The organism is Streptomyces sp. NPDC001204 (assembly GCF_053598035.1).
This window is the reverse complement of record NZ_JBSFJL010000004.1, coordinates 128,267-143,390: the sequence shown is the minus strand read 5'-3', so window position 1 is coordinate 143,390 and position 15,124 is coordinate 128,267. Positions and strand designations below refer to the sequence as shown.

Genomic DNA, 15,124 nt, shown 5'->3' with positions numbered 1-15,124 from the left:
GAACCGGCGCCGAATAAACCGCATAGGCCGCACCGTCCAGCGAATACTCGACCTTCGCCACACCCGACTCGGCATCGGACGCCGACACCGTCACCGTCGCGCTACCCACATAGTTACCGGAAGCGTCCTTCGTCCCCGACACCGACGCCGACGTCTCCGGCGGCGTCTTGTCCTCCGGAACAGCCGCCACCACGGTGAACTGCACCGACTTCACAGCCGACGTGTTCCCCGCCTTGTCCGACGCCCGATACGACAACGTATGCGCACCGACCTGGCTCACCTCAACCGGCTTCGAATAGGCCGCGAACGCACCACCGTCCAGCGAGTACTCCACACTCGCCACACCCGACTCGGCATCGGAGGCGGACACCGTCACGGTCGCGCTGCCCACGTAGTTACCGGAAGCGTCCTTCGTCCCCGACACCGACGCCGACGTCTCCGGCGCGGTGGTGTCGCCGCCGGCTGCGGGGGTGACGACGAGCTCGCCCGTCATCGACTGGTGGCCCGGCATCGCGCAGAAGTAGCGGTACACGCCGGGTTTGAGGTTGACCTCGGCCGTGTACTTGCCCCCGTTGGAATCGAAGGGGCTCGCGAAGATGTTGAGGCTGACGTCGTTGTTGTAGTCGGAGCTCGAGACGTCGAACGTCAACGTGTGCGGCATTCCGGTGGTGTTGCCGGTCGCCGCGCTGTTCTCGAACACGATCGTCGTCGGTCCGGCCACCGCGGTGGTGGGAGCCGACGCGTACTTCGTGTAGTCGTCGCCGGCCGTCCAGGTGAGCACCTGGTTCGCCGCCTTCTCGGACCCGCGGCTCGCCGCCGCGTACGCGGCCGGCACGGCCAGCGAGAAGGCCGCGAGGGCAACGGCCACCAGCGCAACCAGCACCGGATGGGCGCGGAATCGGTTGCGTGGCGCTGATCTTGAGAGGGGCGGATCCGTCTTGGCATGGAGCAGTCTTCTGAACACCGCTGCACCTTTCGCGAATTCGCTTGTGCGGCACCGCGCAGGGACTCGCGGTCCCGTCTAGTGGATGTCCAGCCGCCGGGATGAGCGCGTCGAGGGGGTGGTCTCCCGGACCCAACCTCTCTCAAAGTGCGGCAACGTTGGGAAGCTACCGGGCTTTTGACTACTCGCCAAGGTCTATGGCCACAATCCAACCAACTTTGACCTGAGTCTGGAAAAACTGGAGGGGCGCCCGCTACGGTGAGGCGGTCCCGAGGCGAATCCCGTTCGCCCAGCCGTCCCGATTCCCGCCGTATCCGGCACATCGAGCCAGGCCGGACGGCTGCCACCGGAGTCCGATCCGACGACCGCCCGCATGCCCCACGGGCCTGAAGCCCCGCGCACCACCGCCCACCGCCCTGACGGGACGGCTGCCGTCGGCGGCGGCTCACATCACCACCACGCGACGCCTTCGGGCCCGCACGCGTTCAGAGGATTGGAGAACGATGACCGACTCAGGCGCAGGTACGAGACGCTTCTCCCGGCGGGCCTTCGCCACCGGGGCAGCCGCTGCCGCGGTCGTACCCACGGTGCTCGGCATCACCGCGACCGCCGCCGCCCCGAAGGACAAGCCGGTGGAGGGGAACGGCCAGGGAAACAACAAGGGCACCGTCCGCAACCTGACCCTGTACATGGAGAAGCTGCCGAACGGGCAAATGGGCTACGGCCTGAAGCCGGGCGAGGCGACGATCCCCGGCCCGCTCATCGAGCTGACCGAGGGCGACACGATGAACATCGAGGTCGTCAACAACCTGGACGTCGCCGCGAGTCTGCACGTTCACGGCCTGGACTACGACGTCGCCAGCGACGGCACAAGGATGAACGACAGCGTCGTCGAGCCGGGCGGCCGGCGGACCTACGTCTGGCGCACCCACGCCCCGTCGAACCAGGGCGGGACATGGGAGGCCGGCAGCGCCGGCTACTGGCACTATCACGATCACAACGTGGGGACCGAGCACGGCACGGGCGGCATCAAAAAGGGCCTCTACGGCCCCGTGATCGTGCGCCGCAAGGGCGATGTGCTGCCCGACAAGCAGTTCACGGTCGTGTTCAACGACATGACGATCAACAACCGGGGCGCCCACGACGCGCCCACCTTCAAGGCCGTCCGCGGTGAGCGAGTGGAGTTCATCGTGATCACACACGGGGACTTCTTCCACACCTGGCACATCCACGGCCACCGCTGGGTGGACAACCGCACCGGTATCCTCCAGGGTCCGCAGGACGTGAGCCGGGTCATCGACACCAAGACGGTCGGCCCGGCGGACTCCTTCGGATTCCAGGTGATCGCGGGTGACCGGGTCGGCGCGGGCGCCTGGATGTACCACTGCCACGTCCAGAGCCACTCGGACATGGGCATGGCCGGCGTCTTCCTCGTGACCGAGGCCGACGGCTCGGTCCCCGGCGGCATGCCCCACCACATGGCCGAGGCCGACGGCTCGGCCGCCGACGGCATGCACCACCACTAGAAAGGCAGCGGCGGCGCCCTCGATCCGGGCTCCGCCCCCCAAGCCACGCCCGTCGTACCACCTGACGGTCCGACGGGCGTGTACGACTGCCGCCGGCCGGTCCTCACCCGCAAGGATCTGAGGCGAACCTGTCCTCGTCCCTCCGGCACCCGTCCTTCCCGGGCATCGTGACCGCCCGCCGAGATCCGCCTCACCCGGCGTGCGCCGGGTGAGGCGTCCGCGGCAGCCCTCGCTCCATCCCCTGATCACTCTTCCGTTGTCGGATCGAGTCAAGGAGCAAGCATGGGCAAGAGAGACCGGTTCGCCCTCTCACGACGAAGCGGAGCGCCGCCGTCGCGTCCCGCGCGGGCCTCTGGTCACGCGTGGTCCTGGCGCCGCGCCGTCGTCCTGCTGTCCAGCGCCGCGCTGACCGTGGGACTTGCCACGCTGCCGGCCGTGGAGGCGAACGCACAGCCGCCGTCCGGGACCGCCCAGGACGCCGGCGCCGAGAGCCAGGTGAACGTCCTGGTCTTCCACGGACCGGCCGCCAAGCAGGACGACCCCGTGAAGAAGGCCGCGGCGGCGATCGGGAACCTCGGCGAGAAGAACGGGTTCAAGGTCGTCGAGTCCGAGGACGCGGGTGTGTTCACCACCGCGAGCCTCGCCAAGTACCGAGGGGTGGTGTTCCTGTCGGCCGACGGCGTGACCCTCAACGCCGAGCAGGAGGCCGCGTTCCAGTCGTACATCAAGAACGGCGGCGGCTTCGTCGGTGTCCACGACGCCGCCCGGGCGCAGTCGGACTCCTCCTGGTTCACCGGGCTGATCGGCACCCGGCCCGCCCTGGGCCTGCCCGACGCCGAGAAGGTCGTCGAGAGCGCGGTCAACTCGGACAACCCGCCGAGCGAGACCAAGGACAAGCTGTTCGACGGCAAGGACGACACCAAGTGGCTGGCCCGTACGCCGACCGCCTGGGTCACCATGAAGCTGGACAAGCCGGTCGCGGTGGTCAACTACGCACTGACCTCCGCCAACGACTACCAGGGACGCGACCCGAAGGACTGGAAGCTCCAGGGCTCGCAGGACGGCCAGAACTGGACGACCCTGGACACCCGGAGCGGCGAGACCTTCCCGTCGCGTTTCCAGACCAGGCAGTTCCAGTTCTCCAACACCCAGGCCTACCAGCACTACCGGCTGGAGATCACCGCCAACAGCGGTGAGCCGCTGACCCAGTTGGCCGAGCTGCGCCTGTTCAACGCCAACCCGACGCCTCCGCAGGCCTCCAAGGTCCAGCAGGCCGTGGTCGACGTGACGGACCGCCAGCACCCGGCCAACGAAGGCCTGCCGCTCAACTGGACCCGCTCCGACCAGTGGATCAACTGGGACCCGAACCCGGTCGGCAAGGTCCACACCATCGCCCAGGTCGAGGAGTGGAAGTACAAGCCGGGAGCAGGCTCCAACGGCGCCTTCCACCCGATCTCGTGGTGCCGTGACTACGACGGCGGCCGGTCCTTCTACACCGGCATGGGCCGCACCGAGGAGAGCTACACCACCGACACGAAGTTCCAGAGCCACCTCCTCGGCGCCATCCAGTGGACCACCGGTATGGTCCGCGGCGACTGCCAGGCGACCATCGCCTCCAACTACAAGACCGAGCGGCTGACGGCCCAGAACCAGGCGGGGCAGCTCGACCAGATCGGTGAGCCGCACGGTCTCACCATGGCCCCCGACGGCAAGGCCTTCTACATCGGCAAGGCCGCCTGCCCGTCCGGCCCGATCGCCGACTGGAACGACCCCAAGGTCGGCCTGGGCTGCGGCACCATCCACCAGTGGGACCCCAAGACCAAGAAGGTCAAGCTGCTCACCACGCTCGACGTGATGGGCAACCGGGGCAGCGGTAGCGAACTGGTCAAGAACGAAGAGGGCCTCGTCGGCATCACCCTCGACCCGAAGTTCGAGAAGAACGGGTGGATCTACATCTACTGGATGCCGCACGAGTCGATCGACCGCGACAAGCGGATCGGCCAGCGGACGGTCTCCCGGCTGACCTACGACTTCGCGTCCGAGTCCATCGACCAGGGCACCCGCAAGGACCTGCTGCACTGGGACACCCAGATCCACAGCTGCTGCCACGCCGGTGGCGGCATGTCCTTCGACAAGGACGGCAACCTCTACATCGGCTCCGGCGACAACAACTCCTCCGAGGGCTCCAGCGGCTACTCCGGTAACAACTGGACCCAGGACTACAAGGGCGTCTCCTTCCAGGACGCGCGCCGCACCTCCGGCAACACCAACGACCTCAATGGCAAGATCATCCGCATCCACCCCGAGTCCGACGGCACCTACACCATCCCCAAGGGCAACCTCTTCGCGCCGGGCACGGCCAAGACCCGCCCGGAGATCTACGTGATGGGTGTCCGCAACATCGCGCGGCTCTCCATCGACCCGGTGCACAACTGGCTGAACGCCGGCTGGGTCGGTCCGGACGCGGGAGCCTCCAACCCGGAGCTGGGCCCGGCCAAGTACGAGACGGCCACGGTCATCACCTCCGCGGGCAACCAGGGCTGGCCGTACTGCATGGGCAACCGGCAGCCCTACCGTGACCGCAGCAGCACCGACGCCAGCGTCCTCACCGGCTGGTACGACTGCGACCACCTCAAGAACGAGTCGCCGCGCAACACCGGCCTGGTGGACATCCCGCCGGCCCGCGACAACATGATCTGGTACTCGCCCCAGGGCGGCGGGCCGGTCTTCCCCGAGCGCTCCGACGGCAGCGGCGTCCCCAGCTACGTCGACAGCGAGGCCACCTACACCCAGCCGTACCTCAAGGGCGGCGGCCAGGCCATCATGTCCGGTCCGACCTACCACCGCTCCCAGGTGGACACCAAGAGCGGTGTCGCCTGGCCGGCGTACTGGGAGGACAAGTGGTTCATCGGTGACGAGTCCAACGCCAACAACCGGGTCGCGGTGACCCTCGACCCCGACCACATCAAGGACCAGGGCGCGCCGGCCTTCGGTGAGGACGTGCGCAGCATCATCGCGCCCGGCAGCGGCGCCACCCAGCTGCAGAGCTGGATGGACGCCAAGTTCGGTCCCGACGGTGCCCTGTACATGCTCGACTACGCGGGCGGCTTCTTCAGCCTGCACAACAACCAGAAGCTCATCCGCATCTCCTACCAGGGCGGCCCGGCCACCCCGAAGCCGCAGGACGCGGGGGCGCGGGTCATCACCCAGAGCAAGCCGAAGGCGGTGGCGTTCTCCAGCGCCAAGACCGGCGGTGTGGCCTGGGAGTGGGACTTCGGCGACGGCAGCAAGCCCTCGCACGAGGCCAACCCGACGCACACGTACGCCGACTACGGCACGTACCACGCGAAGCTGACGGTCACCTACGCCAACGGCGAGAAGGCCACCGCGACGCTCGACGCCAAGGCCGGCTGCCCGGCTCCCGACGCCCGGCCGACCGTCCAGCTGCTGGACACCGACACGGGCGTCACCAACCACAAGGCCGGAGGCGGCTGCACCGTCAACGACCTGATCGACGACGAGGCCTCCTGGTCGAACCACGGCGAGTTCGTCAGCCACGTCAACTCCGTGGTCAACGACCTCCGCAAGGAGGGCGTCCTCGACAACCAGGAGTCGGCGGCGATCAGCAAGGCGGCGGCGAAGTCCGAGATCGGCAAGGTCGCCGGGTACAAGTCCATCTTCGACGGGACCGCGGCGAGTCTGTCCGACTGGCGGCAGGCGGGCGCGGGCTCGTTCTCGGTCCAGCCGGACGGCACCATGCGCACCTCCGGCGGCATGGGCATGCTGTGGTACGCCAAGCAGGAGTTGAAGGACTTCTCGGTCAGGCTCCAGTTCCGGGACGTGGCTCCGGATTCCGCCAACGCCAACAGCGGGGTCTTCGTCCGGTTCCCGGACCCGAGGACGCCGCTGGCGGAGCGCCCGGCCGGCAGCTGTGGGACGGTCGGCTCGGCCCGTACCGCCCCCGAGTGGGTCGCGATCTACTGCGGCCACGAGATCCAGATCTACGACGGGGCCACGGGCGAAGTCCAGAAGACCGGTTCCGTCTACAACTTCAAGCCGGTGGGCCTGGACAAGGCGGGGGTGACCCCGAAGGGCCAGTGGAACGACTACGAGGTGCGTGCGGTCGGACAGCACTACACGATCATCCGCAACGGCGTGGTGATCAACGAGTTCGACAACACGCCCGGCAAGTCGTCGTCCCGTGCGGGTGACCCGCCCACGGACCTGCGTCAGTTCCTCAGCGGGTACATCGGGCTGCAGAACCACAGCAACACCGATCTGACCGAGTTCCGCAACATCCGGGTACGAAGCCTGTAGCCGGACAGTAAAAGGAGCCGGGCCCGGGGCGGTCGCCCCGGGCCCGGCTCTTCCTTTTCCCGCTCCTGCGCCGGCGGCTCGAAGCGTGTGAGCGGTCAGCCCAGTCGGGCGTCCAGCCACTGCAGGACGTCGGGGGTCACGGGGTCGGTGATGTCGGCGAACTCCTCGTGCCTCTTCAGGAACTTGGCCACGTACGGGCAGACGGGCACGATCCGCATTCCGGACTCGCGTACGTCGGTGAGTGCCTCCTGGACCAGTCGGGAGGCGAGGCCCTGTCCGGCGAAGGCGTCGTCGATCTCGGTGTGGTGGAAGACGCGCTGTTCACCGCGGTCGCGGTAGGCGGTCAGTCCGGCGCGCTTGCCGTCGACCAGGATTTCGTAGCGGTGCTCGGCGTCCGCCCGCCGGACGGTCGCAGCGGTGGAGGACTGGCTCATCGGGTGCCTCTCGGATGGGGTCGGTGACACGTTGAACGAATCAGTGGCGCGGTGGATTCCTGCGCGGCGTGATGACGGCGTTCGGCAGCGCGGGGGCGGGAAGCCGGTCCCCCGGGTACCCCTCGACCGCGCCGAAGCGATCGGAGGAGTTCTGCCAGTCGTCCCGGGCCTTGGCGATGTCCTCGTGGCTGCGCCCGATGAAGTTCCACCACATGACGATCTCCTCCTCGAACGGGGTTCCGCCGAGCAGGACCGTCCGTGCGATGTCGTCCGACTCGTTCGTCAGCGTCAGCGCGTCGACGCCCGGATGGGCGTAGCCCATCTCCGCCGGAGCCACCAGGGTGCCGGCCAGGCGCACCTCTCCCCGGTCGACCAGGAGGCCGTGCTCGAAGCCGGGGTCCACGGCGAGCGTGAGGGCAGCGCGCGGCTGGAGGACGATCTCGGCGCCGAGCAGGGGCGTGAAGGTCCGCACCGGGGAGGCGTGGCCGGCCAGGGAGCCCAGGAAGACCCTGATCTCGGCCCCGTCGATCCGCGCGGGCTCGGGTACGTAGTGCTGGAAGTCCCGTGCGGCGTCGCGGTGCTCCCCCGGCAGCGCCACCCACAGCTGGACGCCGTGCAGGACGGTGGTCCGCGGGGTGGAGACCTCCGAGTGGCAGATGCCGTACCCGCCGGTCATGAGGTTCAGCTCGCCGGGCCGTACGTAGGCGTGGCTGCCCAGGCTGTCCCGGTGCTCGATCTCCCCGCTGAACAGCCAGCTCACCGTCTGGAGCCCTGTGTGCGGATGCGGGGCGACGTCCATGCCGCCCGTCACCGAGACGTCGTCGGGGCCGTAGTGATCGGCGAAGCACCAGGCGCCGATCAGGGTCCGGGCGCGCTGCGGCAGGGTCCGCCGCACGGTCATCGCCCGGGGGCCGCCGAGGGGCACGTCCCGCGCGGTCAGGACGTCGACCCGGGCCGTCTCGGTCGGCCGCTCGCCGTCCGCCGGGCCGCCGCACCGCACTTCCATGGGTTTCGTCTCGGCGTTGCTCACCGTGGACCGCCTCTCTCAAGAATCGTTTTACATTCAACTATCATGCCGCGATAATAGGTCGGCGACACCGGCAGGTACACACGACACGACACACCACACGACAAGGGAGCCGTACAGGCCCCGGAGGAGTCCCAGGTTGAGCACCCACACGACGGAGTCCGCGGACCGGCGGATCTTCATCGACAAGCAGAGCCCCACCGCCTACCGCGCGCTCGTCCAGACCGCGGAAGCGGTCCGTACGGTCGCCACCGAGGCGGGGCTCGACCGGACGCTCGTGGAACTGGTCAACCTGCGCGTGTCGCAGATCAACGGCTGCGCCTACTGCCTCAACGTACACACCAGGGCGGCCGTGCGGGCGGGCGAGACCACACAGCGGATCGGGGTGCTGGCGGCCTGGCGGGACACCGAGCTGTTCACCCCCGACGAGCGCGCGGCGCTCGCGCTCGCGGAGGCGACCACCGACCCCGGTGACGCGGCCCTTCAGGAGACCGCGTACGACACGGCCCGCGAGGTGCTCACCGACGACCAGATCTCCGCCGTGATCTGGGCGGCGGTCACCATCAACGCGTTCAACCGGGTCTCCATCATGAGCAAGCATCCGGTGCGGCCGCAGTAGCCGGCCCCCGGCCGGGACGGCTCAGCGCTGCCGCAGGTATTCCGCGCCCAGCGCCCGCAACCGGTCGTGGACCCCGGTGTAGGCGCGGGCGCCGCCGAGGATCCGCTTGGGCAGCTTGGCGACCATCGTGTACTGGGTGTCGCAGACGTTCGCCGCCGGTGCGAGACCGGCCTGGCTGACCAGCTGGTAGGCGTCCAGCTGGTCCAGTCCCAGCAGATCCGCCGTCCACTGCACCAGGTCGTGCTGGCTGATCCGGAAGGCGTCCTCCAGTGGGCGCGCGTGGCCCGTGCTCAGCAGGAAGTCGTCGCTCTCCAGCCGCGGCACCGCGGGCGCGCCGCCCTTGACGAGATCCACGGCCACGACCGTGTTCATGGCGGTCTCCACCGCGGTCCCGCACACCTCGCCCTCACCCTGCCGGGCGTGGCCGTCGCCGATGGCGAGCATCGCGCCCTCGACGTTGACCCCGAAGTACGCGGTGGTTCCGGCGCGCAGCTCGGGCGTGTCCATGTTGCCGCCGTGCACACCCGGCGAGATGGACATCAGCCGTTCGCCCGCGGCGGGGGCGACGCCGACCGTGCCGTGCATCGGATCCAGCGGCAGGTCCACCGCGAAGCCGCTTCGGCGGGCCTCGAACCGGCAGGTGCCGGCCTTGGCGTCGATGGCGTAGAGCCAGACCCGCTCCTCCAGCGCCGGATGCAGCATGGCGGTGGTATGGGTGGCGGTCAGCGCGCCGAAGTGCGGGAAGGTGCTGGACACGCCCCAGTCACGGGCCGGGGAGATGTCCACGAAGTGCACCGCCAGCGCGTCGCCGGGTTCGGCGCCGGCGACGGCGATGGGACCGGTGACCGGGTTCAGGTAGGGGAAGGTACACACCTTGCTGGGCAGGTCGGCCGTTGCGCGTACCCGGCCGCCGAAGCAGTCCTCGGTGGTCAGCTCCACGATGCTGCCGGGCGGCACCGTCACTACGGGCGACCCGCCGCCGAAGGAGTAGGCGTACCGGTCCGGGTCCGTGGGGATGCTGATCACCTGGGCGAGCGTGTTCAATGCGACTCCTTGCTGCGGGGAATACGGGATGCGGCGTGGGCGAGCGGCGCCTATCCGTCGTGCGGCGGTGTCGCCGCCGGCTCGTCCGCGGTCTCCATGACGGCCAGACGCGGTCGGCGGCCGGTCAGCAGCAGCCCGGCCAGTACCGCCACACCGGCGCCCAGCCAGACGAACCCCAGTCGCTGCGCGGCGATGTCGGCGTTCACCACGACGTAGGCCAGGATCGCGAACCCGATGGCGGGCGCGATCAGATGCCGCCAGTAGTCACGGCTGCGCCGGCGGATCAGGTAGTGGACGACCACGGACACGTGCAGGACCAGGAAGGTCGTCAGCGCACCGAAGTTGATCAGGGTGCTCAGCAGAGTCACGCCGTCGTCGCGGGAGTTCATGTAGAGGCCCAGCACCAGCGAGACGGCGGCCGTGAGCAGGGTCGCGTTGACCGGAACCCGGTGCCGTGGGTGAACCCTGGCCAGGAAAGAGGGCAGTTGCCGGTCCCGTGCCATCGCGTAGAGCAGTCGGGAGGTGGCGGCCTGGGCCACCAGCGAGTTGGCGAAGCCCCAGGCCACGGCGGTGGCCGCGGCGGTCAGGGTGGCCAGCCACTCGCCGGAGGCCACGCGGGCCGCATCGTAGAAGGCGGTGCCGTCGGGGTCGCCCCGGTCGATGAGCTTGTCCGGGTCGGGCACCAGCAGGGAGGCCAGCCAGGTCTGGACGATGAACAGGGCGCCGGCCAGCAGCAGCGCCGCCACCATCGAACGACCGATGGCGCGGGCGGATTCCTTGTTCTCCTCGGCCAGCATCGAGATGCCGTCGAACCCGAGGAAGCTCAGCACGGCGATGGAGACGGCGCCGAAGACCAGCCCCCAGGAGAAGGTCCCGCCGTTGTAGACCGCGGTGAAGTCGAAACCGCGGCCCTTGCCCTGGGCGAGCGCGATCACGCCGATCACCACGAAGACCGCCAGCACGACGAGTTCGGCCAGCAGCATCACCTTGTTGACCCGCGCGGTCATCCGGATGCCCGTGTAGTTGACCGCGGTGTTGAGCACCACGAAGCCCAGCAGCCAGAGCCACACCGGGACGGCCGGGACCAGCGAGTTCATGGCGATCCCGGCGATCAGGTACAGCAGTCCGGGCACCAGTACGTAGTCGAGAAGGATCATCCAGCCGGAGAGGAACCCGACGGGAGCCGCGATGCCCCGTCCGGCGTACGCGTAGACCGAGCCGGACATGGGGAACGCCCGGGCCATCTGCGCGTACGACAGCGCGGTGAACATCATCGCCACCATGCCGATCGCGTAGGTCAGGGCGACCATGCCGCCGGACCCCTGGAAGACGCTGCCGAAGATCCCGAAGGGCGCGATGGGCACCATGAAGACCAGTCCGTAGACCAGCAGGTCGCGGAAGGTCAGGGAGCGGTGGAGTTCTTGCCGGTAGCCGTAGTTCTGGAGCGAGTCGGGAGGCGGATGTTCGGCCATCGCGTTCTCCTCACTGCTGGGTGCCGGAACTGCGGGGAGAGCGTAGGGCCAGTCGGTTCCTGACGGAAGCGTTACGGTGGGGACGGGCCGGTCGCCGGCCGGTCGCGCCCGGCCGCGTGGCCGCCGCTCATGGGCGAGGGCGATCCGAAGAGCGCCCCAGGTGACGGTCCCCAACAGGCCGCGCGCGCCAGACCCAGTCGAGTGCGCTGGTCGCCACATGGTCCCCAGGAACGATCGAGGGGCCTTCTCAGATGTCCTCTGAAATGGCCCCTGACCGGCGACTTCGCAAAGTCGGGACGACAGGATTTGAACCTGCGACCCCTTGACCCCCAGTCAAGTGCGCTACCAAGCTGCGCCACGTCCCGGTGCGTTCGTGCGGGGATCCGCCCGAACGCGCAGGTGAACCCTACCTTACGCGGGCGGGTGCGGCCGATTTCCGGCTATCCCTCCGCGCCCGTGTAGGCGGCGGTGGTGCGGTCGGCGGCCTCGCGTGCGCGTGCCGGGTCCTCGCCGCTCGCGACGTTGGCCGCGTACCACCCCTCGCTGCTCGCGGCGACGAATCGGCGGCCCTCCTCGGAGCCCACCCAGGCCATGGCCTCGCGGGAGTCGACCGGAGCGCCGCTCGACAGGTGGAGGGTCAGACCGATGAGCATCATGTCCCAGCCGACCCCGACCGCGCCGGGGCCGAACTCGCCCCACTTGGTGTCGTCGACGCGGAAGAGGTGGTCCAGCTCGAAGCGCGTGCCGCCGCCGTCCCGCGCGGTCAGGCGCAGCTCGATCCAACTGGTCTCGCCGCCGTACTCCCAGGTCGCGGCGAAGCCCTTGGGCGGGTCGCAGCGTTCGACCGTGCCGCCGGCGTTGCCCTCGAGCTGGTAGCGGCCGCCCAGGCGGAGTTCACCGGTGACGGGGAGGAACCAGCGCGGGATGCGCTCGGGGTTGGTGCAGGCGTCCCAGACGTCGTCGAGCGGGGCGTCGTAGGACTGGCTCACGGTGACCACACGGGCCTCGGCCGCCTTGAAGACGCGGCGGCCGACCTCGCGGTCCACGGCGTTGATCTGATGGGTCACGTCGATCATGGGGTGCTCCTCGGGGGGTCGTCGGCACCGCGCAGCCGGCGTTCGCGCCTGCCGCGGGCCAGCTCGGTGGCCAGCGCGTCCAGGGGCTGGGCCCAGAAGCCGCGGAACCGGTCGAGCCAGGCGTCGACGTCCCTGAGCGGTGCGGAGTTCACCGCGTACAGCCGCCGGGCGCCCTCGGGACGGACGGTCGCGAAGCCGTTCTCCCGAAGCACCTTCAGATGCTGCGACACCGCGGGCTGCGAGATCCCGAACTCCGCCGTGACGGCCTCGCAGACGGCGCCGGAGGTCTTCTCGCCGTCGGCGAGCAGTTCCAGTATCCGCCGCCGGACGGGGTCGCCGAGGACGTCGAACGCGTGCATGGCCGCCAACGTATCACCCACCACTTATATAAGTCACCACTGATACGCCATCCGGCGCGGACCCGGGTCCGGCAGGCCCTCAGCGCGTGCGCCGGGCCGCCTCGGCGGCCTCGTGTTCACTCTCGACGTCCTTGGCGTAGACGAGGAAGTCGTCGACCATACGGTGGAAGAGCCCTGCGAGGCGGCGCAGGTCCTCCGGGGACCAGTCGGCCAGGGCGAGCTGCATACCGCGGGCCCCGACCTCACGGATGCGGGAGATGGCGTCCCTGCCGAGGTCGGTGAGCCGGATGCGCTGGGCACGGCGGTCGTCGGGGTCGGGAATCCGGATCACATGGCCGGACCGCTCCAGCTGCTGCACCGTGCGCGTGACGTGGGAGGCCTCCACACCCAGGCGATTGGCCAGCTCCCCCGGCCGCTGCGGCTCGCAGTCGGCGATCTGGCGCAGCAGGGCGACCGCCGCCCGGTCCAGCGGCACCCCGGCCAGACTCATCAGCCTCTCGTGCTGCCGGGCCCGTGTCCCCAGGTAGGTGATGCGCATCAGGGCGCGCTCGATCTCGGCCACTTCGGGCGAGACGGGTCCGGTGGGCAACGATGGAGTGACCATACGGTCGACTTTACCATATCATTGCCTTACTCAAGTAATTTGCCGCGCCCCCGGAGCGCGGTGCGGCGCCGCGTGCGCGGAGTTTCCCCAACCGGTCACACCCCGGACCCCGTCCCCGGGGACGGCTGGGACGTCCCCGGGGACGCGGGGACGGCATCGCGGAGGCGTGGCGCGGAAACGCTGGGCGGCATGCGATCACGACGCGTGATCGCAGGAACGACAGCCCGGAGGTTTCCATGATCCGACGGACCCTCACCAGCGGTGTGCTGGCCGCGGTCGCGACGCTCGCGCTCGTGCCCACGGCGGCCGACGCCGCCCCGGCCGGCCCCGGCTCGCGCCCGGCCGTGTCGGCGGTCGCCCCGCACCTGCTTCCCCCGATGCTGCCCGAGCCCGCCCAGCCGGCGCGTCACGTCAACCGTTGGGCGACGCACCACCGTTCGATCCACTCCCTCGGGCGCGTGGTCACGCACCGCCGGGCACTGAACGTCCGCTCCGGCCCCAGCACCCGGTACCGGGTGGTCGGCGTCCGGCACGCGCACCGTCTGGTGGCGCTGAAGTGCCGGACGCGCGGATCCTGGGTGGGCGGCACCCGGCAGTGGTACCGCCTCGCGCACGCACGGGGTTACGTCTCCGCGCACTACGTACGGGTACGGAGCACCTTGCCGTGGTGCTGACGCGCCGTCACGCGCCTACGCGGTGACCGGCGGGGCCCGTCCAGGAGCAGCGCGCTCCCGGACGGGCCGTCCGTTCGAGGTGTGTCGGTGCCCTCAGCCCGGGAAACCATCCCGACAACCGGGGCGAAACGCCCAAAGCGGGAGTGGAGTCGGGAGCAGCAGCATGCGGCAACCCCAAGGAACGGCAGCATCAACCGGGCAGTTGACGACAGCCCTGCGCGAGCTGCGGGACCGTACGGGTCTGAGCCTGGCGGCCCTGGCCGCGCGCACTCCGTACAGCAAGTCCGCCTGGCACCGCTATCTGACCGGGGCCAAGCGCCCTCCCCGGTCGGCCGTGGAGGCGCTCGCCCGGCTCGCGGGCGCCGATCCGGTCCCGGCGCTGGCCCTGTGGGACGCCGTCGGCGAGTCGCCTTCCGCGGCCGCCGAGCCCGATCCCGGGCCTGATTCCGATCCCGGACCGGATCCCGGACACGAGTCCGGAGCCGAGCCCAGTCCCCGTCCCGAGTCCGAGTGCGCGTCCGAGCCGGTGAATCCGCCCAGGGCGCGGCTGGGACGCCTGCCGCTGCTGACGGCCCTCGTCCTGCCCGCCGTGGCCACCGCGGTGGCCACGGCCCTCCTCACGCCCTCCCCCGGCAAACCACCGGGCGCCCGGGTGGTGATGGCGTCGCCACGCTGTCACAGCGTCTCCTGTCAGGGCGAGTTGCCCGATGCCTCGTCGTGTGCCGGGGACGCGCGCACCCAGAGCGTCGTGGCGGGCGCGACGTACACCGTGTGGCTGCGGTACTCGCCCTCCTGCCGTACCGCCTGGTCCCAGGTGCGGGTACGGGGCGCGGTCGCCCGGGAGATCTCCGTACGGGTGGGCGGGAACGTCCTGTCGGCCACCTACGCCGCCGCCGACACCAGCGGCGACACGAGCCCCATGATCAGCGTCTCCTCCCCGCGGGGTGTGGAGGCCTGCGCCGAGGTCGAGGGAAAGCTGGCCTGCACCGGCCTGGACCCCGACGCGCCGGACCACCCGTGACGCCCACG

The 15,124-nt window shown here is 69.9% G+C and carries 13 protein-coding genes, 1 tRNA gene and 2 pseudogenes; 7 read left to right on the top strand and 9 right to left on the bottom strand.

The window, feature by feature from the left end:
- Window positions 1-964 (bottom strand): OmpL47-type beta-barrel domain-containing protein (locus tag ACWC91_RS07905; protein ID WP_450725843.1); only part of this gene is annotated, 964 nt, incomplete at its 3' end.
- Between the two features lie 482 nt (window positions 965-1,446).
- Between ACWC91_RS07905 and ACWC91_RS07900 the strand changes: the two genes are divergently transcribed.
- The 4 genes and pseudogenes from ACWC91_RS07900 to ACWC91_RS07885 all read left to right on the top strand — a co-directional run bounded on the left by ACWC91_RS07900 (window position 1,447) and on the right by ACWC91_RS07885 (window position 6,786).
- Entirely contained in the window at window positions 1,447-2,469 is a 1,023-nt protein-coding gene (locus tag ACWC91_RS07900) for a multicopper oxidase domain-containing protein (protein WP_225080248.1), read from the top strand.
- 282 nt (window positions 2,470-2,751) lie between these two features.
- Window positions 2,752-3,687, top strand: a pseudogene (locus tag ACWC91_RS07895) (ThuA domain-containing protein); the annotation flags it as partial.
- 6 nt (window positions 3,688-3,693) lie between these two features.
- Window positions 3,694-5,043 (top strand): annotated as a pseudogene (locus tag ACWC91_RS07890) (ThuA domain-containing protein); the annotation flags it as partial.
- On the top strand, window positions 5,023-6,786 hold the full coding sequence (locus ACWC91_RS07885) for a family 16 glycoside hydrolase (protein WP_450725854.1): 1,764 nt from the start codon (window positions 5,023-5,025) through the stop codon (window positions 6,784-6,786). The pseudogene ACWC91_RS07890 and the gene ACWC91_RS07885, both read left to right, overlap by 21 nt.
- Before the next feature lie 95 nt (window positions 6,787-6,881).
- Here ACWC91_RS07885 and ACWC91_RS07880 read toward each other — a convergent pair whose 3' ends face one another.
- Window positions 6,882-7,220 (bottom strand): GNAT family N-acetyltransferase, encoded by a 339-nt coding sequence (locus ACWC91_RS07880; protein WP_225080247.1) that lies wholly within the window; start codon window positions 7,218-7,220, stop codon window positions 6,882-6,884.
- 40 nt (window positions 7,221-7,260) lie between these two features.
- Window positions 7,261-8,250 (bottom strand): pirin family protein, encoded by a 990-nt coding sequence (locus tag ACWC91_RS07875; RefSeq protein WP_225080246.1) that lies wholly within the window; start codon window positions 8,248-8,250, stop codon window positions 7,261-7,263.
- A gap of 136 nt (window positions 8,251-8,386) precedes the next feature.
- Between ACWC91_RS07875 and ACWC91_RS07870 the strand changes: the two genes are divergently transcribed.
- Window positions 8,387-8,866 (top strand): carboxymuconolactone decarboxylase family protein, encoded by a 480-nt coding sequence (locus ACWC91_RS07870; RefSeq protein WP_225080245.1) that lies wholly within the window; start codon window positions 8,387-8,389, stop codon window positions 8,864-8,866.
- A gap of 21 nt (window positions 8,867-8,887) precedes the next feature.
- On the opposite strand, the gene ACWC91_RS07865 is transcribed toward ACWC91_RS07870, so the two are convergent.
- The 6 genes from ACWC91_RS07865 to ACWC91_RS07840 all read right to left on the bottom strand — a co-directional run bounded on the left by ACWC91_RS07865 (window position 8,888) and on the right by ACWC91_RS07840 (window position 13,421).
- Window positions 8,888-9,910 (bottom strand): acetamidase/formamidase family protein, encoded by a 1,023-nt coding sequence (locus ACWC91_RS07865; protein WP_281156117.1) that lies wholly within the window; start codon window positions 9,908-9,910, stop codon window positions 8,888-8,890.
- A 50-nt stretch (window positions 9,911-9,960) separates the two neighbouring features.
- On the bottom strand, window positions 9,961-11,382 hold the full coding sequence (locus tag ACWC91_RS07860; RefSeq protein WP_225080243.1) for an APC family permease: 1,422 nt from the start codon (window positions 11,380-11,382) through the stop codon (window positions 9,961-9,963).
- A gap of 291 nt (window positions 11,383-11,673) precedes the next feature.
- Window positions 11,674-11,747 (bottom strand) — tRNA-Pro (locus ACWC91_RS07855).
- A gap of 75 nt (window positions 11,748-11,822) precedes the next feature.
- The gene (locus ACWC91_RS07850) at window positions 11,823-12,458 is read right to left on the bottom strand and encodes an SRPBCC family protein (RefSeq protein ID WP_225080242.1); all 636 of its coding nucleotides are present in this window, start codon (window positions 12,456-12,458) and stop codon (window positions 11,823-11,825) included.
- Window positions 12,455-12,817: an ArsR/SmtB family transcription factor gene (locus tag ACWC91_RS07845; protein ID WP_281156118.1), complete on the bottom strand. Its 363-nt coding sequence runs from the start codon at window positions 12,815-12,817 to the stop codon at window positions 12,455-12,457. The genes ACWC91_RS07850 and ACWC91_RS07845 overlap by 4 nt, the downstream gene beginning before the upstream one ends.
- Before the next feature lie 79 nt (window positions 12,818-12,896).
- A complete protein-coding gene (locus ACWC91_RS07840) occupies window positions 12,897-13,421 on the bottom strand; it encodes a MarR family winged helix-turn-helix transcriptional regulator (protein WP_225080240.1) in 525 nt (174 codons plus the stop codon).
- Window positions 13,422-13,657: 236 nt separating this feature from the next.
- Between ACWC91_RS07840 and ACWC91_RS07835 the strand changes: the two genes are divergently transcribed.
- On the top strand, window positions 13,658-14,095 hold the full coding sequence (locus ACWC91_RS07835) for an SH3 domain-containing protein (RefSeq protein WP_225080239.1): 438 nt from the start codon (window positions 13,658-13,660) through the stop codon (window positions 14,093-14,095).
- 163 nt (window positions 14,096-14,258) lie between these two features.
- Window positions 14,259-15,116 (top strand): helix-turn-helix domain-containing protein, encoded by an 858-nt coding sequence (locus tag ACWC91_RS07830; RefSeq protein WP_281156119.1) that lies wholly within the window; start codon window positions 14,259-14,261, stop codon window positions 15,114-15,116.
- Window positions 15,117-15,124 lie beyond the last annotated feature (8 nt).